20 protein-coding genes and 2 tRNA genes are annotated in these 22959 nt (G+C 33.1%); 11 read left to right on the top strand and 11 right to left on the bottom strand.

Features of this window, described 5'->3' with window-relative positions:
• Nucleotides 1-38: 38 nt before the first annotated feature.
• Both B0A75_RS02470 and B0A75_RS02465 read right to left on the bottom strand, forming a co-directional pair.
• Nucleotides 39-109 (bottom strand) — tRNA-Gln (locus B0A75_RS02470).
• A 109-nt stretch (nt 110-218) separates the two neighbouring features.
• Nucleotides 219-289 (bottom strand) — tRNA-Gln (locus tag B0A75_RS02465).
• 245 nt (nt 290-534) lie between these two features.
• On the opposite strand from B0A75_RS02465, the gene B0A75_RS02460 reads away from it, so the two are divergent.
• Together B0A75_RS02460 and B0A75_RS02455 are read left to right on the top strand one after the other, a co-directional pair.
• Nucleotides 535-3816 carry a glycosyltransferase family 117 protein gene (locus tag B0A75_RS02460; RefSeq protein WP_089052701.1) on the top strand — a complete coding sequence of 1094 codons (3282 nt, stop codon included), beginning with the start codon at nt 535-537 and terminating at the stop codon, nt 3814-3816.
• 93 nt (nt 3817-3909) lie between these two features.
• A complete protein-coding gene (locus tag B0A75_RS02455) occupies nt 3910-4545 on the top strand; it encodes a polysaccharide deacetylase family protein (protein WP_089052700.1) in 636 nt (211 codons plus the stop codon).
• A gap of 22 nt (nt 4546-4567) precedes the next feature.
• Here the strand turns inward: B0A75_RS02455 and B0A75_RS02450 are convergent, their stop codons facing one another.
• From B0A75_RS02450 to B0A75_RS02420, 7 genes are all read right to left on the bottom strand, one after another.
• Entirely contained in the window at nt 4568-4870 is a 303-nt protein-coding gene (locus B0A75_RS02450) for a thioredoxin family protein (protein ID WP_089052699.1), read from the bottom strand.
• Nucleotides 4871-4941: 71 nt separating this feature from the next.
• A complete protein-coding gene (locus B0A75_RS02445) occupies nt 4942-6177 on the bottom strand; it encodes a metallophosphoesterase (protein WP_089052698.1) in 1236 nt (411 codons plus the stop codon).
• Nucleotides 6178-6344: 167 nt separating this feature from the next.
• The gene (locus B0A75_RS02440; protein ID WP_089052697.1) at nt 6345-6530 is read right to left on the bottom strand and encodes a hypothetical protein; all 186 of its coding nucleotides are present in this window, start codon (nt 6528-6530) and stop codon (nt 6345-6347) included.
• A gap of 106 nt (nt 6531-6636) precedes the next feature.
• The gene (locus tag B0A75_RS02435) at nt 6637-7971 is read right to left on the bottom strand and encodes a sensor histidine kinase (protein WP_244284332.1); all 1335 of its coding nucleotides are present in this window, start codon (nt 7969-7971) and stop codon (nt 6637-6639) included.
• A gap of 9 nt (nt 7972-7980) precedes the next feature.
• A complete protein-coding gene (locus tag B0A75_RS02430) occupies nt 7981-8655 on the bottom strand; it encodes a response regulator transcription factor (RefSeq protein WP_089052695.1) in 675 nt (224 codons plus the stop codon).
• 185 nt (nt 8656-8840) lie between these two features.
• Nucleotides 8841-9023: a hypothetical protein gene (locus B0A75_RS02425; RefSeq protein WP_089052694.1), complete on the bottom strand. Its 183-nt coding sequence runs from the start codon at nt 9021-9023 to the stop codon at nt 8841-8843.
• 59 nt (nt 9024-9082) lie between these two features.
• Nucleotides 9083-9298 (bottom strand): hypothetical protein, encoded by a 216-nt coding sequence (locus B0A75_RS02420; RefSeq protein WP_165765073.1) that lies wholly within the window; start codon nt 9296-9298, stop codon nt 9083-9085.
• 298 nt (nt 9299-9596) lie between these two features.
• Between B0A75_RS02420 and polA the strand changes: the two genes are divergently transcribed.
• The 3 genes from polA to B0A75_RS02405 are packed head-to-tail and all read left to right on the top strand — an operon-like array spanning nt 9597 to nt 14718.
• A complete protein-coding gene (gene polA, locus B0A75_RS02415; RefSeq protein ID WP_089052693.1) occupies nt 9597-12437 on the top strand; it encodes a DNA polymerase I in 2841 nt (946 codons plus the stop codon).
• 10 nt (nt 12438-12447) lie between these two features.
• The gene (locus tag B0A75_RS02410; protein WP_089052692.1) at nt 12448-13575 is read left to right on the top strand and encodes a hypothetical protein; all 1128 of its coding nucleotides are present in this window, start codon (nt 12448-12450) and stop codon (nt 13573-13575) included.
• Between the two features lie 24 nt (nt 13576-13599).
• Nucleotides 13600-14718 carry a hypothetical protein gene (locus B0A75_RS02405; protein WP_089052691.1) on the top strand — a complete coding sequence of 373 codons (1119 nt, stop codon included), beginning with the start codon at nt 13600-13602 and terminating at the stop codon, nt 14716-14718.
• 34 nt (nt 14719-14752) lie between these two features.
• On the opposite strand, the gene B0A75_RS02400 is transcribed toward B0A75_RS02405, so the two are convergent.
• On the bottom strand, nt 14753-15778 hold the full coding sequence (locus B0A75_RS02400) for a LacI family DNA-binding transcriptional regulator (protein ID WP_089052690.1): 1026 nt from the start codon (nt 15776-15778) through the stop codon (nt 14753-14755).
• Between the two features lie 194 nt (nt 15779-15972).
• Here B0A75_RS02400 and B0A75_RS02395 point away from each other — a divergent pair, with 194 nt between their 5' ends.
• The 6 genes from B0A75_RS02395 to tsf all read left to right on the top strand — a co-directional run bounded on the left by B0A75_RS02395 (nt 15973) and on the right by tsf (nt 20651).
• Entirely contained in the window at nt 15973-16719 is a 747-nt protein-coding gene (locus tag B0A75_RS02395) for a ferritin-like domain-containing protein (RefSeq protein WP_089052689.1), read from the top strand.
• A gap of 26 nt (nt 16720-16745) precedes the next feature.
• Nucleotides 16746-17558, top strand: coding sequence for a ferritin-like domain-containing protein (locus tag B0A75_RS02390; protein WP_089052688.1), 813 nt, complete (start codon nt 16746-16748; stop codon nt 17556-17558).
• A gap of 194 nt (nt 17559-17752) precedes the next feature.
• The gene (gene rplM, locus B0A75_RS02385; RefSeq protein WP_026983738.1) at nt 17753-18208 is read left to right on the top strand and encodes a 50S ribosomal protein L13; all 456 of its coding nucleotides are present in this window, start codon (nt 17753-17755) and stop codon (nt 18206-18208) included.
• Complete coding sequence (gene rpsI, locus B0A75_RS02380; protein ID WP_017497947.1) at nt 18208-18594, top strand: 30S ribosomal protein S9; 387 nt, start codon at nt 18208-18210, stop codon at nt 18592-18594. The genes rplM and rpsI overlap by 1 nt, the downstream gene beginning before the upstream one ends.
• A 176-nt stretch (nt 18595-18770) precedes the next feature.
• On the top strand, nt 18771-19550 hold the full coding sequence (gene rpsB, locus B0A75_RS02375; protein ID WP_089052687.1) for a 30S ribosomal protein S2: 780 nt from the start codon (nt 18771-18773) through the stop codon (nt 19548-19550).
• 138 nt (nt 19551-19688) lie between these two features.
• Nucleotides 19689-20651, top strand: coding sequence for a translation elongation factor Ts (gene tsf, locus B0A75_RS02370; protein WP_089052686.1), 963 nt, complete (start codon nt 19689-19691; stop codon nt 20649-20651).
• A 108-nt stretch (nt 20652-20759) separates the two neighbouring features.
• On the opposite strand, the gene B0A75_RS02365 is transcribed toward tsf, so the two are convergent.
• Complete coding sequence (locus tag B0A75_RS02365) at nt 20760-22880, bottom strand: M3 family metallopeptidase (protein ID WP_089052685.1); 2121 nt, start codon at nt 22878-22880, stop codon at nt 20760-20762.
• Between the last annotated feature and the right edge of the window lie 79 nt (nt 22881-22959).

The raw sequence follows: 22959 nt of genomic DNA, 5'->3' as shown, positions 1-22959 counted from the left end.
GGCATAAAAAAAGCCTCTCAAATGAGAGGCTTTTTATGTTGGTCTACTAGGACTCGAACCTAGAAAGACTGCACCAAAAACAGTTGTGTTACCATTACACCATAGACCAATAGTGCTGTTAAGCGGGTGCAAAATTATAACTTTATTTAGTTTATGCAAATTTTTACAGATATTTTTTTTTGCATAAAAAAAGCCTCTCAAATGAGAGGCTTTTTATGTTGGTCTACTAGGACTCGAACCTAGAAAGACTGCACCAAAAACAGTTGTGTTACCATTACACCATAGACCAGCAGTGCTGTTAAGCGAGTGCAAATTTAAGCCTTTATTTAATTTGCACAAGCTTTTTTATCAAAAAAAATCATTTTTTTTTCATTTTTTAACTTCATACTTATTCAAAACATCAGAAGACACTCATAAACAACAAATTACTCTTCACTCATACTTTTATAGAATTTTTTGTTAATGCTCGTTTCTTTACACAAAAAAACATTTTCTTTGTAGGATTAAAAACATACAAAATTTTAACACCTAAATATGGCACAATTCAATTTCAATAAATGGAATACAATTATTGGTTGGTTTGCATTTGCAATCGCTTTAATCACCTATACATTAACAGTTGAACCTACCATGAGTTTTTGGGATTGCGGGGAATACATAGCCACAGCGGCAAAATTAGAAGTGGGTCATCCGCCAGGAGCACCTTTATTTCAAATGATGGGTGCCTTTTTTGCAATGTTCGCCATAGACGCACAACATGTAGCCTTAATGGTAAATATGATGTCTGTTTTTTCAAGCGCCTTTACAATATTATTCATGTTCTGGTCATCGTCTATGATTTTAAAGAAAATTGTAGCTCGTTTTGCCGAAATTGACCAAAATAATTCTATCGTAATTCTAGGAAGTTCTTTTGTTGGAGCATTAGCTTACACTTTCTCAGACAGCTTTTGGTTTAATGCCGTTGAAGCCGAAGTATATGCAATGGCTTCATTACTTATCGCATTACTTTTCTGGCTGGGATTACGCTGGGAACAAGATATGGACAAACCAAAAGGAAACAAATGGCTATTAATCATATCTTTAGTTGTTGGACTTTCGTTTGGGGTGCACTTTATGGCACTATTAACGATTCCATCAATTGGGTTTCTTTACTATTTTAAACATTACGAAAAAGTTACCATTAAAAACTTTCTTATTGCAAATGTTGTTGTAATCGGGATTTTGTTGTTTATCTTTAAATTACTCTTGCCTTTAACAATGGCATTCTTTGGTAAAACTGAAATTTTCATGGTAAACAGCATGGGATTACCATTTAATTCAGGAACTATTTTTGTTGTTTTACTTCTAGTTGCATTCTTCTATTTTGGATTAAAATTTACCAAGCAAAAAGGTTTAATTTTTTACAACACTATTATACTTTGCATCCTATTCATATTTATTGGCTTTTCGACTTGGATGATGCTTCCTGTGCGTGCTAACGCAAATACAGTTATCAATGAAAACAAACCATCAGATGCTGCCGAAGTTCTAGCTTACTATAATCGTGAGCAATATGGCGTAAATCCATTGTTCTACGGCCCGCAATACACTGAAGTTTTCGCAGGTCTGGATGCTAAAAATCCATACTTAGACAAAAAACCCAACTACGAGAGAGACGATAAAACTGGTAAATACATCATTACCAACAATTATAAAAATGCAGATCAAAATTCAGATGACAATCAAAAAACGATTCTGCCAAGAATGTGGAGTACCGAAACTGGACATATTCAGAACTACATCAGCTTTACAAACCCGCCTAAATTCAGAATTAACCCAAATTATAATTATGAGGATGATTTAGCAAAATACGGAATTGACGCAAGCCAATTGAGCGAAGACGAATACAACAAAGCAACTGCTCAATTAAGAAATGAAGTGGAAAAAACTATTTCTGAATTTAAACATGCTTTTGCTCAAAAACAAATTGACAACGAAGGTTATGTAAAATTTCTAAACAGCTATAAAGATTATTTAATAATCGAAAAACCTTCAACTGTTGATAATTTCAGTTTTATGTTCGAATATCAATTTGGATATATGTACTGGAGATATTTAATGTGGAATTTTGTTGGACGCCAAAGCGATGTTCAAGGAAAATACGACAATTTAGATGGAAACTGGATCAGCGGAATCAAAGCTCTTGACTCTGTACATTTAGGATCTCAAGACAATTTACCTTCTGATGTTTTAAATAACAAAGGAAGAAATGTTTACTTTTTCCTTCCGTTTATCTTAGGTCTAATTGGACTAATGTACCACGCGAACAAAGATCTTAAAAGTTTTTATGTGCTTTTAGCCTTATTCTTATTTACCGGAATTGCATTAAAAATTTACCTAAACGAAAGACCTTTTGAACCACGAGAAAGAGATTATGCTTTGGTAGGATCATTCTACGTCTTTGCTATTTGGATTGGCTTTGGAGTTTATTCTTTATATGAGAGCATTCAAAAATATATTGCTCCAAAAATTGCAGGACCAATTATTATTGCTGGAAGTTTATTAGCCGCACCTGTTTTAATGGCTTCACAAAACTGGGATGATCACGACAGATCAAACAGATATACAGCCGTTGCAATGGCTAAAGCGTATTTAAGTTCGTGCGATAAAGATGCCATTTTATTTACTATTGGAGACAACGACACCTTCCCTCTCTGGTATGCCCAAGAAATTGAGCACTTTAGAACAGATGTAAAAATTGTAAACACGAGTCTTTTCATGACAGATTGGTATATTGACCAAATGAAAATGAAATCATACGAATCTGACCCTCTGCCTATTTCATTCACACATGAACAATATGTTGGAGATAAGTTAGACTACGTGGCTCATATTCCAAAAATAGAAACACGCTGGAACATCACTGATTTTATCGATTTTATCAAAAACCCTAAATCAACTGTAGGATTACAGAATGGACAAACAATCCATTTTTACCCGACAAATAAGATTAGAGTAAACATTGATAAAAATGCTATTATCAAAAACAAAGTTGTTAATCCTAAATACAACGACTCTATTGTTCCTTATATGGACATAGACATTAAAGGAAGCGCGATCTACAAAAATAGATTAATGATGCTTGACATCTTAGCTAATAACAATTGGAAACGACCAATTTATTTTAGTGGAGGTGCTTTTGATGACGAAGATTATTTATGGCTGAAAAACTATTTACAGTTAGATGGAATGGTATACAAATTAGTTCCTATTAAAAATGTTCCTTCCAAAGATGGTGGACCAATGGACATGGGACAAATTGACGCTGATAAAATGTATGACATTGTAATGAAATGGGACTGGGGCAACAGCGAAAGTGAAAAAATCTATCACGATCCAGAAACCAGAAGAAACAGTATTACATATAGAACAAATTTATCTCGCTTAATGAATGAACTTATTGCTGAAGGTAAAATTGACAAAGCTAAAAATATTATCAATTTAGCGATTACAAAAATGCCGCTAGATAAGTTTGGCTACTACTCTTTAGTTGAACCGTTTGCCGGTGGATATTACAAAGTAGGAGAAACAGCTAAAGCGCACGATTTATTAGAAAAATTAGTTAATAAGTACAGAGAAAATCTAGACTATTACAAAACTTTGAGCGGTTCAGATCAAACAGATTTAGCTATTGACATTATCACTGATATTGAACGATACAGAAGTTTATTGCAAGTAATGAAAGAAAACAACGACAAAGCTTTTTACGAAAAACATAAAACAACGTTTAATACATATGTAAATATTTTTGAACGCTTTGGACGTGAAAAAGAATAATATACGAAAAATATATTAATTAAAAAAATGCAGGACTGCTTGATAAACAGTCCTGCATTTTTTATATTTACTTATCTCTAAAATAAGTTAATAATGAGCTTTTATTGGGTAAAAACTAATTCATTCATAAAAACGGTGTTTTCTAAATATTGTTGGGACATTCCAAACAACGAAAAGAAAATATACCTAACCTTTGATGATGGCCCAACTCCAGAAATTACAGACTGGGTATTAGCTGAATTGAGAAAATTTGATGCAAAAGCTACCTTTTTTTGTATTGGAAAAAACATTAAAGCCAACTTATCCTTATTTGAAAAGCTTATAACTGACGGACACAGCATAGGAAATCACACCATGAACCATGTTAATGGCTGGAAAAGTAACAATGATGATTATATTGAAAATGTAAAAAATTGTGCTGCTATTTTAGAAGAAGAAAAAACATGCAATTTATTATTTCGTCCTCCTTATGGAAAAATAAAAAAAGCACAATCTAAAATTTTACGCAAGTTAGGCTATAAAATAATTATGTGGGATGTTTTGAGCGCTGACTTTGACCAAAGTATTACTCCAGAAAAATGCCTTGAAAACGTTACAAAAAATGTAAAATCAGGAAGTGTAATTGTATTTCATGACAGCATAAAAGCCTCACCAAATTTAAAATTTGCTCTTCCAAAAACATTACATTTCTTAAAAGAAAACGGCTATAAGTTTGATATTATTCACTAAATAATATCGCTATCGCAACCTTTTAAAAATCAAATTGATCTTGAACAATACCGATAAGAGTATTAGCATCAAGTTCTCCAGACTGCCTCCAGATCATTTGCCCCTCTTTATAAATCATTAACGTAGGCAATCCTTTAATTCGCAATGCTTCAGCTAATTCTTGATTTTTATCCACATCAATTTTAATTACCTTAGCTTTATCGCCTAGCGCAGCCGCAACATCCTTAATAACAGGATGCATTGATACTGATGATTCGTTCCAATCTGTGTAAAAGTCAATTAACACTGGAACCTGAGCATTTATAAGTTCTCCAAATTTTGACATAAAACCAAAAATTTAATTCTTTTAATCTAGTTAAAAAAGATAATTAATACAAATGTAGCATTTTTAACGAATTAAGCCACATTGTTCCCCTTTTTTAGTTCAATGACCGTTATTTCAGGCATAATTCCAACTCTTCCAGGATAGGCATGAAAACCAAACCCGCGGTTAACATAAACGTATCTTTTAGACTCTTCGTATAATCCTGCCCATTGTTTATAAATATATTGTGCGAGACTCCATTTAAAATATCCCGGAATCTCAATTCCAAACTGCATGCCATGAGTATGACCAGACAAGGTTAAATGAAAGTTTTTAGGATGTTTTTTTACTTCATGTTCCCAATGACTAGGATCATGGCTCATTAAAATTTTAAAATCCTCTTGATTCACCTGCTCCGAAGCTTTATTCAAATCCCCTGCTTTCTTAAAATTTGCCCCCCAGTTTTCTACTCCAATTAAAGCAATTTTATCATCACCTTTCTCAATATATCTATGCTCATTAAGCATTAATTCAAACCCAATTTGACCATAAAGGTTTTTTATGCCCTCAAAGTTCTCCCTTTTTTCTTTCTCAGAAGACCAAGTAACATACTCGCCATAATCATGATTTCCCAAAACAGAAAACTTACCGTACTTATAATCTTTAATACGATTGAATGTTTCCAACCAAGGATGCATTTCTTTAGCGTGAGTATTTACAATATCTCCCGTAAACAAAATCATGTCAGATTCCTGCTCATTTATTAAATCAATTGCATAATTTATCTTCTCAGGATTATCAAAACTTCCGCTGTGAACATCTGAAATTTGAGTGATTTTAAAACCGTCAAATGCATCTGGCAAATCCGGAAAAAAAATTGTTTGCTTGATTACCTTAAAATTATATTTTCCTTCAAATATTCCATAAATCAACGATAAAAAAGGCACTGCAGCCAACCCTAATGCTATCTGACTTACAAACTTTCGTCTCTCCGGCATCATTTCCTTGCGAGGCGCATTATAAATAAAATAATTCAAGATGCTGGCACCAATTCTAAAAATGTCTTCACTAAATAAAACTAACGTAATTACAATTTTCGGTACGTAAACAAGCAACATCAAACCTGTTGTAAACATAAATTGTTTGGTCTGCCCAACAGATCGATCTACCTGAGAAAAAGAATAAATTATAAATACAAGAAGCAGTGCACTAATAATTTGATAAGCTGTTAAAACCCATCTTAATTTAATTAAAGTTCGGAAAGCTTGATAGGAATAGAACTCAATAAGCAAAAATAGAGCACATAAAATTACAAAACGAAGGATCATTTATTTACAGTTTTAAGCAAAGTAACAAAGAATGAAAATTTTATCGCTTTTTATTATCAAAAATTTAACTCACACAAAAGCAAAAGCTGATAGATTACTCTATCAGCTTTTTAATTACAATTTTTCTCTAAAACCTTGTACAGGTTACTTCAGCAAACTAATGCCTTTTATTTTTTTGCTTTTGCTGCTTCCGGCTTAGCTGCTTCTGGTTTTGCCTCTTTTTTATCCATTTTTTTGTCTTTTTTAGGAGCTTTAGCCTCTTTTACTGGTGCAGCTTTTGCTGGAGTCGTTTGAGCATTTATCATAGCAGTTGTTCCTAGAACAGCAATTGCTAACATTACTAATTTTTTCATGATTGTTTTTTTTTGTGATTATTATCTCTTATTTATAACCCAAAGGTAAAACCGTAAAATGAAGACAACATGAAGTTTTATAAGTAAGAAAAATTTTAACAAATAATTAAGCTTTAGCCGCCTCAGGAAAACATAAAGTAAAAATTGTTCCTTCATTCATACTAGAAACAACTTTGATTTCAATATGATGAAAAACAGCGATACTTTTTACTATAGCAAGCCCTAACCCCTGCCCTTCCTGATCAGAACTAACCCTAGCAAACCTATTAAAGATATTTTCAATTTGAGAATCACTCATACCTATCCCAGAATCTGCAATTGAAATAAAGTATTCATTCAGTATAAAACCATCGCTGACTATAATACTTCCGTCTGGTTTATTATACTTAATTGCATTTGTTACTAAATTATAAATAAGAATATGGAGTAAGGTTTTATTTCCTCTAAAAATCAAATCATTCTTCATTTCATTTACGAATTGAATTCCTTTATCTTCAATTCGATCTTGCAGATCCTCCTCTACATCATTTATAATTTCATGAAAATTAATTTCCTCATTAGCTTCATATTGATTGTTTTCTATTCTAGAAATCAACAAAAGATTATTGATGATTTTTTTCAGCATATCCAATGTCCTTAGCGAACCAGCTATTTTATCAAAAGCATTCTCATCTAAAGATTCATTCTGTAATAAATTCTCAAACTTGCTTTTGAGTAAAGCAATTGGTGTAAGAAGTTCATGAGAAACATTCGAAATAAACTGCTTTTCTTTTTTAAAAAGTTCCGCAATACGATCCATCATTTGGTTCAAAACCAAATCCAGCTCTCTAAAATCACGTGATTTTGCATTTATGGGCGTGTGATCAAAAACCTCAGGTTCATTGACGCGCCTTATTTTTGTATCAATAATTTTATAAAATGGCTTTAATAAATACTCGATATAAACGGTATCAGCTAAAAAAGTCACCAAAAGAATGACAAACAAAACTATTATAATAAAAAACCTAATTATGAAAGTAAGATCATTTACCTCGCCAAGACTGCTGCCAATTTCGAGTTGATAACCTTCATTTCCAAAACTAAAATGATGTGTCAGAATCCTATATTCGTTTTCTTCGCCTTCAATAATGCGAAATTCATTTGTAAAGGATGTTTTCTTTTGATTAGGCCTGATCGGAGCTTTCGAAAGAACTAAAAACTCACTGTGAAGCGTAGAAAACTGTGAATATGTTTCAGTCGAGTCGCCTTCATTTTCGATAAAATCATTAATTTCCTGTTGATTTAAATGCTCTATAAACTTTTCTTTTTTCTCAATAAGACCATTATTGATATGTCTATAAACCACCTTTTCGACTAAAATAGGAAGCATCAACCATAAAATTAAAATCACCAACAATCTTGTCAGTGCATTAAAAATCGCTAATTGATGTTTTATCTTCACAGTATTTCTTTATTCATTAATACGATAACCCACATTTCTAACGGTTTCAAACCAATCTATCGGGGCGTGTTTATCTAATTTTTTTCGAAGATTTCTAACATGAACATCAATAAAATTAGAATCTGAATTTATCTCGAGAATATCTCCCCAAATATGTTCTGTTAACTGCAATCTTGTAATTACACGGTTTTTATTTAGAACTAAATATTGAAAAATATCAAATTCTTTTTTAGTCAAACTTAAAGGCACTTCGTTATAACTCACTTTATAATCCTGAAGCTGAAGCAAAAATCCGTGAATACTTAAATTATTCAAAGTAAAACCATGAATTCTACGAATTACAGCAAATAATCTGGCCGCTAATTCCGTCAAAGCAAAAGGTTTGGTTAAATAATCATCAGCCCCCAAATGAAGCCCATTTATTCTATCATCTAATTCTCCACGCGCTGTAAGCACAATTACCGCAATTTTTGATTTTGTTTTTCGAATAGTCTGTAAAACCTCAAAACCATCTCCATCAGGCAAACCAAGATCGAGCAGCATGGCATCATAATCATTACTTGCAAATTCTTCAAGAGCATCAGCACAATTATTTGCTATTTTACAGATATAACCTGCTTTACACAGAAAGTCGTAAACTTCAACTGCAAGCTCCTTATTATCTTCAACAATCAAAACATTCATAAAACATCTTTTAAGTGCAACTAAAATTAATCAATTATCAAAAATCAAATGACACGTTATTAAAAAATTAACGAACAAAAAAAGCTGACAAATTTCTTCATCAGCTTTCTTCAACCGCATTCTCCACAATCATTAATCCTACTTTGTCTCCTTACAATCTTTTGAAGACAAAACAATAGCAATGTTTATTTTTTCACGGTGGCAGTTTCTTCTTTTGGAGTTTCAGCTTTTGCTTTTTTGTTTGATTTATGATGGTGTTTCGTAGCTTTCACCTCTTTTGCAGGAGCTGCCTGAGTTGGAGTTGTTTGAGCACTAACCATTACACTTGTTCCTAAAACTGCTGCTAATACAATAAATAAATTTTTCATGATTTCTAAATTTTTAAATTAATTACACTTGTTTTATTAATAACCTTAACCTTATATATTTATTTTTTTACTTTGTACTGTCTCTTCGTTTGAAGCTGTATTTTTTTGTGTTTTGTTGCTTTTATTTCTTTTGCAGGAACCGTTTTACCTTCTTTTGCAGGAAATGCATGAACCATTGCACTTGTCCCTAAAACTGCGACTAATAACATTAATAAATTTCTACTCAAGCTTAGCTGTTTGCTTTTTTTGTTTTCGTGAATCTTCGATTTCATCATTTCTAAAATTTAGTATTCAATTCCTTTTATTTTACAGATCAAAAGTACCCTCATAAAATGAAGAGAAAATGAAGAAATCTCCGAATAAAAAATTTTAACTCGACATTAACTTTTGCGTTTTTTACCATATAAGGTATATATGTTCATTTTAAATATTCTAATTCAATAAATATTAGACATCTCTACAGTATACAGGATGCTAAATTGAACTTATATAACTTATATGGTGGAAAAAAAATCTTGTTAGTTTAATTTTTGAGACCTCAATTGTTTATTTTTACAGACTAATATTTTTTATATGTCAACTCAAAAACGCCTTTTTCTTCTAGATGCTTACGCATTAATTTTTCGTGGTTATTATGCCTTTATAAAAAACCCTAGAATTAACTCAAAAGGAATGGATACATCTGCAATTATGGGTTTTATGAACTCACTTTTAGATGTTATTAAAAGAGAAAAACCAGACCATTTGGCCGTAGCATTTGACAAAGGCGGAAGCCAATTACGAAATGAATTATTTCCAGAATACAAGGCAAACAGAGACGTTACTCCTGAAGCTATTAAAATAGCGGTACCTTATATATGCGAATTATTAAAAGCAATGCACATTCCTATTATCGAAGTTGCCGGTTTTGAAGCTGATGATTTAATTGGAACAATTGCCAAACAAGCCGAAAAAGAGAACTACAAAGTTTTTATGGTAACTCCCGATAAGGATTTTGCTCAATTGGTTTCTGAAAACATCTTCATGTACAAACCTGCTCGTATGGGTAATGGAATTGAAATTTGGGGTGTTCCTGAAGTATTAGAAAAATTTGAAATCGAACGTCCTGAACAAGTAATCGATTTTCTTGGAATGATGGGCGATGCAGCCGATAACATTCCTGGACTTCCCGGCGTTGGTGAAGTTACAGCCAAAAAGCTTTTGAAAGAGTTTGGAACAATGGAAAATCTTTTGGCTAATACCGATAAGCTGAAAGGAAAAATGAAGGAGAATATTGAGGCTAATAAAGAGAAAGGCTTATTATCTAAAAAACTGGCAACAATTTTACTAGACTGTCCAGTAACTTTTGATGAAAATGATTATGAGCTAACGCGCCCTGATATTGAAAAAACAGATGCTATTTTCCAGGAATTAGAGTTTAGAAGAATGGCCGAACAATTTGATAATTTGTTTAAAACTGATGGAACACAAACTGCTCCAGCAGCAGCTCCAGATGCCAAATTATACAAAAAACCACAGCCAAAAAACGAAGAACAATTTGATTTATTTGGAAGTGCTGCCGCAGATGAAGATACAGAAACTACAAGAGCCTCTTTTTACAGCACATTAGAAAACACACCTCACTCCTATCAAACTATTCAAGGAGATTTAGGAATAAAACTGCTTTTACAGAATTTACAAAACCAAACTTCGGTTTGTTTTGATACCGAAACTACAGGAATTGATGCTTTGCATGCAGAACTTGTTGGAATGTCTTTCTCTTATGAAAAAGGAAAAGCATTTTATGTTCCGTTTCCAGAAAATCAAGAAGAAGCAAAAATACTAGTAGACAAATTTGTTCCGTTTTTTGAAAATGAAAACATCGAAAAAATTGGACAAAACCTTAAATACGATTTAAAAATCCTTTCCAATTATGGCGTTACCGTAAAAGGAAAACTTTTTGATACCATGATTGCGCATTATTTGATTAATCCAGATATGCGCCATAATATGGATATTTTGGCAGAAACCTATTTAAAATATTCTCCAAAATCAATTGAAACTTTAATAGGCAAAAAGGGAAAAAATCAGCTTTCGATGCGCGACGTTCCTCTTGAAGACATTAAAGAATATGCTGCCGAAGATGCTGATATTACTTTACAATTAAAAGAAATCTTCACCGTAGAATTAGACAAAACCGAAACTAAAAAATTATTTGATGAAATCGAAATTCCATTAGTAAGCGTTTTAGCTGCAATGGAAACCGAAGGAATTCGATTAGATGTTGATTTTTTAAATGCAATGTCTAAAGAAATGGATGTTGAAATCAAATCTTTAGAACAAAAAATATACGAAACCGCAGGAGAAAAATTTAATCTTGCCTCTCCAAAACAATTAGGAGATATCTTATTTGATAAACTTAAAATTGGCGGAGCAAAACAAAAGAAAACCAAAACTGGTCAATATGCAACCGGCGAAGAAGTATTAACTTATTTAGCAAACGACAATCCAATTGTAAAACAAATTTTAGATTGGCGTCAGATGGTAAAACTGCAAAGCACTTACATCTTAGCTTTACCGGAACAAGTTGACAAAAAGACTTTACGTGTTCATACTGATTATATGCAGACAGTTGCAGCAACAGGACGTTTAAGTTCTAATAATCCAAACCTGCAAAATATTCCAATTCGTACCGAAAGAGGGCGTCAGATTCGTAAAGCCTTTGTAGCACGTGATGAAAATCATACTTTAATTTCTGCCGATTACTCGCAAATCGAATTGAGAATTATTGCGGCTTTAAGTGGTGAAGAAAACATGATTAAAGCATTTCAAAACGGAGAAGATATTCACAAAGCAACCGCTGCAAAAGTTTTTGATGTAGAGCTGGAAGAAGTTTCCCGCGAGCAAAGAAGCCATGCTAAAACTGTAAACTTCGGAATTATATATGGTGTTTCTGCTTTCGGATTAAGCAATCAAACTTCGTTATCAAGAAGCGAAAGTGCTGCTTTGATTGATGCTTACTACAAAACTTACCCAAGATTAAAATCATATATCCAAGAGCAGATAGATTCTGCCAGAGAAAAAGGTTATGTACAAACCATTCTAGGTCGTCGTCGTTATCTAAAAGACATTAACTCCGCAAATGCAGTTGTAAGAAGTGCAGCCGAACGAAATGCTGTAAACGCACCAATTCAAGGAAGCGCTGCCGATGTAATTAAAATTGCAATGATTAACATTCACAAAAAATTACAAGACGAAAACTGGAAATCTAAAATGCTGCTTCAAGTACATGATGAACTTGTGTTTGATGTACATAATGACGAGTTAGAAAAAATCCAACCCATGATCAAACATGAAATGGAAAATGCGTTTAAACTTTCTGTTCCTTTAGAAGTTGAACTTGGCTTAGGTAAAGACTGGCTGGAAGCACATTAGAAAGACCGAAATGAAACAAAAAACGATAACGTATTCTCTTGTAACAATAGTTGTCTTATTTATAATCTATCAAATCAATGTTAGCTTAGCTTTAGGCTTGGATACTTTTGTAATAAATCTTTTTCCTCGCAAAAAGCTTCCGACTGAATTTGTGACTTATAAAAATTTATCTGAAGTTAAAAAATTTGGCAATCATGATATATCAATATTTCAAAAAGGAGCTGAATATTGTTATACGTTTCAGATACTCGAGATTTCAAGTGATAAAATCATCGTTAAAGTAATTACCAAATCTGAACCTTATGATCACGGAGGAGGAAATACTGGCAGTAATTACAACAACACATTATTTAAAATAGATTCCTTTGGAAAAGTTTTAGATACAATAGGCTTTAAAACTTCCTCGTCTGATCAATCTGAATTTGGCGAGATTGTTTTGCTTAACAAACAAATAGTAAACAAAGCCCTGCTTTACTACCAAACTTGGCCTGCAGATGGAAACAAAACAAAAAAAGCATTTGTTCCTATAAACAAAGATTTAACTTGGTCTGCTGAAAAATTATCTAAATATTATTATGATACTATTGTACCCAATTGTATTTACTTAGAATCTTTTTATAGCTGGAGAGATCACTCTATCCCTTCTGACAAAAGAGAATCTATAATATATTACGCAAATAATCAATGGTATGTAGTTTATGGCGCAAGTGAAGATATATATAATAATGCCCGAGACCTAAGCTCGAAGCAGCATAAAAAGATTGATAATGAAAATGTATTTTATGATATCCCAAATGATAAAATAAAGGTTCGATATTATCAAAAATTAGAATATAATTCAAATATGGCAGGACAAACCCAGTCCAACAGCCCTTATACTTATTATTACTGGGATGGAATTGCTTATGTCAATATACCTTTTGCAAAAGACACCTTAAAATTTAAAAAAGAGGATATTTTTTTGGATGATTACAGCAACAAGGAAAAATCAATATACAGCACTACAAAAGACAACTGGACAGAAATGGAAAACGCTGTGAAAAAAAAATACAATTATTATTCTAATCCAAATTTGAAGTTTACCTTAATTTCTGACGATGAAAGTAAAAACTTGTACATTGTCAAAAAAACAAAATAATATTGCATTTTAAAATTGGCTATCATGAAAAAAGCTTTTTTGTTTCTATTTATAATGTATTCAACGATTTCATTTTGTCAGGACAAAATTTATTATCTAGAAGGAACTTTAGGTAAAAGTACAATCTATATCACTCTTCAGGTTTATAAATCGGATAACGAGACTAATTTAAACGCCGTATATTTCTATAAAAACTCATTAAAAGACATTAAACTTGAAGCAAAATTAAAAGACAACAACAACTATACTTTCTATTTTAAGCCCGGCGATATTGTTACTGAAAAATTCTACCTGAAAAAATCAGGCAATAATTTCGATGGTTTTTGGTATGATGCTAAAGACAAACAACTAGCTGTTCATCTTGAACCTGTTAATTTTGACAATTACAAATCAAACCTCTCAATTAGGTTTGACGACGAACGTTTGAATCTGGTGAAATATAAATTCTTGGAATTCAAAAAACAAAAAACCACTATTTATAATAACAAGGAATTTGTCTGGTATTCTGAAAAACATTGTGATTCGGATTTCTTTAGATTAGGAAATAATTTTTCAGAGAAAAACAAGGCTGTTATAAATCCAATTTTAGAAAATATACACATTCAAACTACATTAGCGCAGCTCAACTGCTCGTCAAGTTTTGAATACAGTGAAGGAAAAGGAATTGAAGGAAGAACCACCATAAATTTCCTCAATACAAACTTATTAGGCTTTGAAATGTTTTCATCTTATTACTGTGGCGGTGCTCATCCTAATTTTGGAGGAAGCGGTTATTTGATTGATCTAAACAATGGAAAAGACTATGAAATAGACGATATTATTGCTTTTGACAAGAGTGTTACCACCGAAGAACAAAGTAATTTTGACAACTATTCAAAATACAGAAGCACTTATTTCGCTCCTAAATTGCTAGCTGTACTTAACTCTGAATTTCATTTCGAAAAACCAAAAAATGACGATGATGATCCTTGCGATTATACTAATGAAGAATATTGGGATTTTCCGTCTTGGAGTTACACCGAAAAAGGTATAGAATTCACACCGATCTTTTACAGAGCAGCAAGATCTTGTGAAGAATCTTTTTTAGTTCCTTTCGAAAAATTAAAGAAGTATAAAAATCCTAAATTCCCGTATTCCTTATAAAAAAATATCCGTCTTTAAGACGGATATTTTTTATTTATGCTTTTCTAGTTGATTCTCGCTCTTTCAATTTTGTTTTGATAACGATAGTTTCATAGTCTGAAGTTTCACCTTCCGGCTCTTCTAATCTTTGAATTAATCTTTTTGCAGCTACTTCACCAATTTCGATTCCGTGCTGACTTACTGTAGTTAAACTTGGAGACAAACGTCTTGAAGCCAAAATTCCATCAGCAAAACCAATTATCGAAATATCTTCAGGAACTTTATATCCTTTTTTCAAACTAACTCTTAAAGCCGCAACAGAATCATTTTCATCTAAAGCGAAAATCGCATCAATTTTATTTTCAAAAATAGCATCAATTTTAGCTTTCATATCTTCCTCTGAATCGGTACGAAGAATGATTTTTTCGTTTATTGGAATATTATTGTCTTTTAACGCTTTTAAATATCCGTCAGCTCTTAATTTTCCAACACTTAAATTATCGACAGAAGAAATTAAAGCAATGTTTTTACATCCCAAATTAATTAAATGCTGAGTTGAGTTTAAAGCAGAATCAAAATCATCTACAACAACTTTATCACATTCTACTTCATCAGCAATACGATCAAACATTACAATTGGAGTTCCGTCATTTATGATAGCCGAAAAGTGATTGTAATCTTGAAGTTTTTGCGCTTCTTCAGAAACCGAAAGAATGAAACCATCAATTGTTCCGTTGCTTAACATTTCAAGTGTATGAACTTCTTTCTCTAAAGATTCATTAGAAATACAAGTAATTACGTTATATCCTTTTTTATCTGCCACTTTTTCGATTCCGCTAAAAACTTTTGCGAAAAAAGAGTTTAATATATTAGGTATAATTACACCAATCGTTTTAGTCTTACGATTCTTTAAATTCAGACCAATAACATTTGGTTTATAATTTTTGAGTTTGGCATACTCCTTAATCTTCACCTTCGTCTGCTCACTTATTTCCGGACTGTCATTTAGCGCCTTAGACACCGTAGATACAGAAACACCAAGTTCTTTCGCAATTTGTTTTAGAGTTGCTTTAGCTTTCATCTATTAATATTTTATGTAATTAATACAAATATAGTAGAATTACCGAAAATAAAACAAAAAACTGCTGCTACTATTTGAAATCACAAGGTCTTTTCGAAATAATATTCAAAAACATTGATTATTTAAAACCACTAGTGCTAAAATTTCGTTAATAACTTAATAGCATGTTATTAACCTTAATAAAAACCTAGATTATGAAAAACGAAGTTAAAATTCATGAAGTTGATCCTTCACTGAATAACAGAAGGAGCTTCCTTAAGCTCAGTGGACTAACATTAGTTACCGCAGGTTTGGTTTTAGCTGGTTGCAGCGACAATGACAACGATAATAATATGGAGGACAACTCCTTACCCGGAATAAAAAATGGCGTTTTTGATTTAGGTTCTGGAGATTTTGGCGTACTTACATATGCTTACGCCTTAGAACAGTTAGAAGCTGATTTTTATACTAAAGTTGTAAATTCAACAAATTTCAATACCGTATTTAATGATATTGAACGTCAAGTCTTAACAGATTTATACCATCATGAAGTAGTTCATAGAGATTTTTTTAAAGCTGCCTTGACTGGTGCGCTTCCAGATCCAAGCTCTCAATTACTTCCTTCCTTAGCTTTCAACTATGGTTCTTTAAATTTTAACAGCCATAATGAAGTTTTAGCCACCGCAAAAGCACTAGAAGATACAGGCGTTGCTGCTTATAACGGTGCAGGCAGATTAATTAAAAGCCCAGATTATTTATTACTGGCAGGAAAAATTGTTTCGGTTGAAGCCAGACACGCTTCTGCAATAAGAAGCTTGATCAATCCAAACTCTAAAGATTTTGCAGGCGACGATATTGTAAACCCTTCAAATGGTTTAGATGTCGCAAAAGATCCTTCTAAAATCCTACCAATTGCCGGCGGATTTATTACTACAAAATTTACTGCCAAATATTTACCTTAATCTTAACGAGCTAAAACTTAGAAATTATGAATATTTTAAAATTTATAGAAACCTTTACTGATGACAGTATAATGAATAGTACAGGTTCACGAAGAGACAGTTTTTCACAATTTGGAAATATCAGTAAAAATCTGGCGCTGGCATCAATTCCTTTTGGATTATCAGCATTGGCAAATAAAGCAATAGCAAAAGATATCACCCCAACACCCGCCACCCCAATAGGGGCTTTACAATTTGCCTTAACACTAGAATATCTAGAAAATGAGTTTTATGCCATGGCGCTGGATTCTGGTGTCATTCCGGCTTTAGAAAATGGCGGACGAGATTTAAAAGTCTTTCAACAAATAGCAGCTCACGAGTCAAGTCACGTTAAATTTTTAATCGCAGGGTTAGGCGGTTCAGCAAGTGCAAACTTCGTTCCTAAACCTACTTTTGACTTTACAGTGGGCGGTACATTTGATCCTTTTCATGATTACCCAACCTTTCTTGCTTTAGCACAAGCTTTTGAAGATACTGGCGTGAGAGCCTACAAAGGGCAAGCCGCTAACTTAATAACTACACCAGATTTATTAACTGCAGCTCTGCAAATACATTCTGTCGAAGCACGTCACGCATCTGAAGTGCGAAGGCTCCGCAAATTAAAAGGCTGGATTTCGAATGCTGATCGAGGAGCAGGAATGCCGCCGGCAACTCAAGCGGTTTACGATGGCGAAGGAGTTACCACTCAAGCAGGATTCAATACTGCTGCAGCCTTTGGAGCTTCCGCAGGATCAGAAGCTTACGACGAACCTTTAACAACGCAGCAAGTTGTAGATATTGCCAATATTTTTATTGTATAATAACAAAAATGCACTACAAATTGAACCAGCTTCGCCTTAATGTGAAGCTGGTTTTTTTTTAGTTTTAAAAATAAAAACTGAAAGCCTGATTTTCAGGATATAAAATATTCTTTTAAGGTATTTGGTTTTAAAATAATTAATTGTACTTTTGCATCCCCTTTATTGGGGATGGAATGTTTAATTAAAATAATATTATGGACGCATTAAGCTACAAGACAATTTCAGCTAGCAAAGCCACTGTAACTAAAGAGTGGATTGTTGTTGATGCAGAAGGTCACAACTTAGGACGTCTTGCTTCAAAGGTTGCGATGATCTTAAGAGGTAAGTACAAGCCAAGTTACACACCGCACGTTGACTGTGGAGATAACGTAATTGTTATCAACTCAGAAAAAATTAACCTTACAGGTACAAAAATGAATGACAAAATTTACATGCGTCATACAGGTTACCCAGGAGGACAAAGAACTTTAACTGCTAAAGTATTGCAATCTAAAAACCCTGCATTATTAGTAGAAAAAGCTGTAAAAGGAATGTTACCTAAAAACAAATTAGGAGCTGAACTTTTTAGAAATCTAAATGTTGTTGTAGGTGCTGAGCATACTCACGGAGCTCAAAAACCTAGAACTGTTAACCTAAACGATCTTAAGTAATGGGAGTTATTCACAAAATCGGTAGAAGAAAAACCGCTGTTGCACGTGTATATGTTTCTGAAGGAACAGGTAAAATCACTGTAAACAAAAAAGAATTCGCAACTTACTTTCCAACTGCAACTTTACAATACAAAGTTTTACAACCATTATCTATGACAGAAAATGCAAGTAACTTTGATGTAAAAGTAAACGTTTACGGAGGTGGTTCAACTGGTCAAGCAGAAGCTGTAAGAATGGCATTAGCACGTGTAATGTGTGAAGTGAACATCGAAAACAGAGCTATCTTGAAACCAGAAGGTTTATTAACAAGAGATCCAAGAATGGTTGAACGTAAGAAATTCGGTCAGAAGAAAGCTCGTAAGAGATTCCAATTCTCTAAACGTTAATATTACCTGTCTTGTTCAAATAGGACAAGACATTATCAATTATTTATTGAAATTAAAAAACACAGTTATTGTTGCTCTCCTACCGAGGTAGGAAATAGTTTAGCATCTAAATGTATAAAGCCAGAGAAATCGCCATTTATACATTGCTAATCAACAGAACGTAAACTAGTACAAAAATGGCAAACAAAATAGAAGTAAAAGAATTACTAGAAGCAGGTGTTCACTTTGGACACATGACTAGAAAATGGGATCCAAATATGGCTCCTTACATTTATATGGAGCGTAATGGTATTCACATTATCAATCTATATAAAACTGCAGCTAAAATTGAAGAAGCTAACGAAGCTTTGAAAAAAATCGCTGCATCAGGTAGAAAAATTTTATTCGTAGCTACCAAAAAACAAGCAAAAGACATCGTTGCTGATAAAGCAAAAGCTGCAAACATGCCTTACATCACTGAAAGATGGCCTGGTGGAATGCTAACTAACTTTGTAACTATCAGAAAGGCAGTTAAAAAAATGTCTTCTATTGATAAAATGAAGAAAGATGGTACTTTCATGACGTTATCTAAAAAAGAGCGTTTGCAAGTTGATCGTTTACGTGCTAAATTAGAGAAAAACTTAGGTTCAATCGCTGACATGTCTAGACTACCAGCTGCATTGTTCGTAGTAGATATCAAAGCTGAACACATCGCAATAAAAGAAGCACAAAAATTAAACATTCCAGTTTTCGCAATGGTTGATACGAATTCTGACCCAAGAGAGGTTGATTACGTAATTCCAGCAAATGATGATGCTTCTAAATCAATTGACAAAATTTTATCTTTAGTAACTACTGCAGTTATCGAAGGTCTTTCTGACAGAGGTTCTGAAAAAGAAACTGAAGCTACTGAAGAAGCTCCTGCTGCTGTTGAAGCTGCACCAGCTGCTGAAGCTGCTCCTGCAACTGAAGAATAAATCAAATTTTAAATTCCAAATTTTAAATTCCAAACTCCAAATACAAAATTAAAAACGTTATGTTGATAATTTAATAAAATTGGAGTTTGGGATTTAGAAGATGGAATTTTTACTTTTAACATTAAAATTCAAAATATTATGGCAACAATTACTGCTGCAGACGTAAATAAATTAAGACAATCTACAGGTGCCGGAATGATGGACTGTAAAAAAGCTTTAGTTGAAGCTGAAGGAGATTTCGATAAAGCTATACAAATCCTTAGAGAAAAAGGACAAAAAGTTGCTGCTAACCGTTCTGACCGTGAGTCTTCTGAAGGAGCTGCTGTTTCTTTCATCAATGCAGACCACACTAAAGGAGCTATCATCACTTTAAACTGTGAAACTGACTTCGTAGGTAAAAATGAAGCTTTCGTAACTTTAGCTAAAGATTTAGTTGAAAGAGCTATCAACTTCTCTTCTAAAGAAGAATTTTTAGCTTCAGATTTCAACGGAATTACTGTAGCTGAAAAATTAATCGAGCAAACTGGAGTTATCGGAGAAAAAATCGAAATCGGTGGTTTTGAAATTTTAGAAGGTGCTTTCGTTGGATCTTATGTTCACGTTAATAAAATTGCTGCATTAACTGCAATTTCTGCTGCAATTCCTAACGCTGACGTTTTAACTAAAGATGTTTCTATGCAAGTTGCTTCTATGGGAGCTGATACATTATCTTACAAAGATTTTGATCCAGCTTTCGTTGAATCTGAACTTGCTGCTCGTATTGCTGTAATCGAAAAAGACAATGAAGAAGCAAAACGTTTAGGAAAAACTTTAAAAAATGTTCCTAAATATATCTCTTTCTCTCAATTAACTGAAGAAGTTTTAAAACAAGCTGAAGAAGATGCTAAAGCTGAATTAAAAGCTGAAGGTAAACCAGAGCAAATCTGGGATAAAATTATTCCAGGAAAAGTACAACGTTTCATTTCTGACAACACTACTTTAGATCAAGAAAAAGCTTTATTAGATCAAAACTTCATCAAAGATGACAGTAAAAAAGTTGGTGATTACGTTAAAGGATTCAACGTTGAAATTACAGGTTTCAAAAGAGTTACTTTAGGTTAATATATTATTTCAATAGAAAAAGCCCGAATATTAATTTATTCGGGCTTTTTTATGTTTGTCAAATTATAAAGACGCACCGCAGTGCGCCTATTATAATTACAAAGTTTTCTATTTTTTCTTTTCTACAATTGGAAAATTTCTAGCACGCATTAACGCATCAGATTTTGGAGCTCTGCCTCTAAAATTCTCATATGCTTTCTCCTGATCTATAGTATTTCCTACACTAAAAACATTATCATAAAGGCGCTTAGCTACTTCTTTATCATATGGACCTTTTCCTTCTGTAAAAGCCTCCCAAGCATCAGCATTAATCACGTCTGCCCATAAATAACTGTAATATCCAGCCGCATAACCGTCACCTGAGAAAATGTGTCCAAATTGAGGGATTCTATGTCTCATAACAATTTCTGACGGCATATGAAGCGCATCTAAAGTTTCTTTCTCAAATTTATGAGGATCAATAGTTGTAGTTGCGAGGTGCAGTTTCATATCTATTAAAGAACTAGAAATTGTTTCTACAGTAGCAAAACCTTCATTAAAATTAGCCGCTTTTTCAATTCTATCTACTAATGATTGAGGTAATGGCTGATTTGTTTTATAATGTAATGCAAATTTATTCAACACTTCTGGTGTAGCCAGCCAGTGCTCCAATAATTGCGACGGGAACTCTACATAATCTCTAGCCACAGATGTTCCTGCCAAACTAGGATAAGTTACATTAGAACATAATCCGTGAAGCGCATGTCCAAACTCATGAAACAATGTAGTTGCATCTTCCCAAGAAATCAAAACAGGTTCGTTTGCTGCACCTTTAATAAAATTACAGTTATTAGATACAATTGTAAGTACTTCACCATCCATTTTTTGCTGATCACGATATGCATTCATCCAAGCACCAGAACGTTTTCCTGTACGTGCATAAGGATCAAAATACCACAACCCGACTGTTTTACCCGTTAATTTATTGCTTACTTCCCAAACACGAACATCTGGATGATAAACAGGAACATTTGTAACTTGTTTGAAGCTTAAATTAAATAACTCCCCAGCAACCCAAAACATTCCTTCGCGCAAATTCTCTAATTGCAAATAAGGCTTAACCTCATTTTGATCTAAATCATATTTTGCTTTTCTAACTTTTTCAGCATAATAGCGATAATCCCACGGCTGAATCTTAAATTTCCCACCTTCGGCATCTACAATTTTCTGCATTTCGGCAACATCTTGATGTACTTTCTCAACTGCAGGTTCCCAAACTGACATCATCAAATCCAATGTTTTCTTAGGATCTTTTGCCATTTTATTAGACAAACTCCAATCTGCAAAAGTTGGGAATCCTAATAATTTCGCTTTTTGAGTACGCAATTGCAAAATAGAAACCAAAGTCGCGTTATTATCATTTGCATTTCCATTATCACCGCGTTTCACAAAAATATCGAAAGCTTTTTCTCTTAATTCTCTACGATTCGAGAAAGTTAAAAATGGTTCAATTGAAGAACGTGTATTGGCAATACAGCCCAAAACATCAAGTTTTCTCTCCTTTGCTTCAGCAATAGCAGCATTTTTTACTTCTAATGGTAAACCATCAAAATCACTTTCAGTCTTTAAAGCTACATATTGATTATTTTCCTCGGCCAATAAATTTTGACTGAATTTAGTAAAAAGGCTCGCCAGTTTTTTATTAATATCAGCTACTTTTTCTTTGTCTGCCGCATTCAATTTAGCTCCTTCACGTACAAAATCAGTATAATACAACCAGATTAAACGTTGCTGTTCACTGGTCAATTTTTTACTTTCTTTAGAATTGTACAAAGCCTCAACTCTAGTAAAAAGTTTTTTATTCTGATTGATCTTATCAGAGAATTCAGAAAACTTAGGAGACATCTCGCGATCTACAGCACTAAACTCAGGTGTACTCAAATTCGATCTGTAAATTCCGTATACCGTCAAAATCCTAGTAATTGTTTTTCCAGAACGTTCCAGCTCAGCAATTGTATTTTCAAAAGTCGGTGCCTTCGGATTATTCGCAATAGCATCAATCTCGTTCAATTTTTCTTGAATTGCAAACTGAATTGCCGGTTTAAAATCCGCAACCTTATACTCATTAAACGCAGGAACTCCGCCATATGGCCCTGTCCAGTTTTTGAGCAATGGGTTATCTGAATTTGATTGTGCGGTGGCCGCAAAAAAAGTTGTTCCCATGAGAAAAATTGTCATTAATTTTTTCATTATCATTATTTTTTAACTAATATATTATTGTTCCAAATGTAACTAAAATCAGCGTTCAAAATAGAATTTTAACTTTCCG

This window comes from Flavobacterium oncorhynchi (assembly GCF_002217355.1).
In the GTDB taxonomy this organism is placed as follows: domain Bacteria; phylum Bacteroidota; class Bacteroidia; order Flavobacteriales; family Flavobacteriaceae; genus Flavobacterium; species Flavobacterium oncorhynchi.
This window is presented reverse-complemented; position numbering and strand designations above follow the sequence as displayed.

Coding starts and splice junctions, on each gene's coding strand:
- B0A75_RS02410 (WP_089052692.1), top strand. CDS start 12,448: ATGAAACAAAAAACGATAACGTATTCTCTTGTAACAATAGTTGTCTTA.
- B0A75_RS02440 (WP_089052697.1), bottom strand. CDS start 6,530: ATGAAAAAATTAGTAATGTTAGCAATTGCTGTTCTAGGAACAACTGCT.
- B0A75_RS02430 (WP_089052695.1), bottom strand. CDS start 8,655: ATGAATGTTTTGATTGTTGAAGATAATAAGGAGCTTGCAGTTGAAGTT.
- rpsI (WP_017497947.1), top strand. CDS start 18,208: ATGGGAGTTATTCACAAAATCGGTAGAAGAAAAACCGCTGTTGCACGT.
- B0A75_RS02395 (WP_089052689.1), top strand. CDS start 15,973: ATGAAAAACGAAGTTAAAATTCATGAAGTTGATCCTTCACTGAATAAC.
- B0A75_RS02400 (WP_089052690.1), bottom strand. CDS start 15,778: ATGAAAGCTAAAGCAACTCTAAAACAAATTGCGAAAGAACTTGGTGTT.
- B0A75_RS02420 (WP_165765073.1), bottom strand. CDS start 9,298: ATGATGAAATCGAAGATTCACGAAAACAAAAAAAGCAAACAGCTAAGC.
- B0A75_RS02425 (WP_089052694.1), bottom strand. CDS start 9,023: ATGAAAAATTTATTTATTGTATTAGCAGCAGTTTTAGGAACAAGTGTA.
- polA (WP_089052693.1), top strand. CDS start 9,597: ATGTCAACTCAAAAACGCCTTTTTCTTCTAGATGCTTACGCATTAATT.
- B0A75_RS02455 (WP_089052700.1), top strand. CDS start 3,910: ATGAGCTTTTATTGGGTAAAAACTAATTCATTCATAAAAACGGTGTTT.
- B0A75_RS02390 (WP_089052688.1), top strand. CDS start 16,746: ATGAATATTTTAAAATTTATAGAAACCTTTACTGATGACAGTATAATG.
- B0A75_RS02450 (WP_089052699.1), bottom strand. CDS start 4,870: ATGTCAAAATTTGGAGAACTTATAAATGCTCAGGTTCCAGTGTTAATT.
- rpsB (WP_089052687.1), top strand. CDS start 18,771: ATGGCAAACAAAATAGAAGTAAAAGAATTACTAGAAGCAGGTGTTCAC.
- B0A75_RS02365 (WP_089052685.1), bottom strand. CDS start 22,880: ATGAAAAAATTAATGACAATTTTTCTCATGGGAACAACTTTTTTTGCG.
- B0A75_RS02460 (WP_089052701.1), top strand. CDS start 535: ATGGCACAATTCAATTTCAATAAATGGAATACAATTATTGGTTGGTTT.
- B0A75_RS02445 (WP_089052698.1), bottom strand. CDS start 6,177: ATGATCCTTCGTTTTGTAATTTTATGTGCTCTATTTTTGCTTATTGAG.
- tsf (WP_089052686.1), top strand. CDS start 19,689: ATGGCAACAATTACTGCTGCAGACGTAAATAAATTAAGACAATCTACA.
- B0A75_RS02405 (WP_089052691.1), top strand. CDS start 13,600: ATGAAAAAAGCTTTTTTGTTTCTATTTATAATGTATTCAACGATTTCA.
- rplM (WP_026983738.1), top strand. CDS start 17,753: ATGGACGCATTAAGCTACAAGACAATTTCAGCTAGCAAAGCCACTGTA.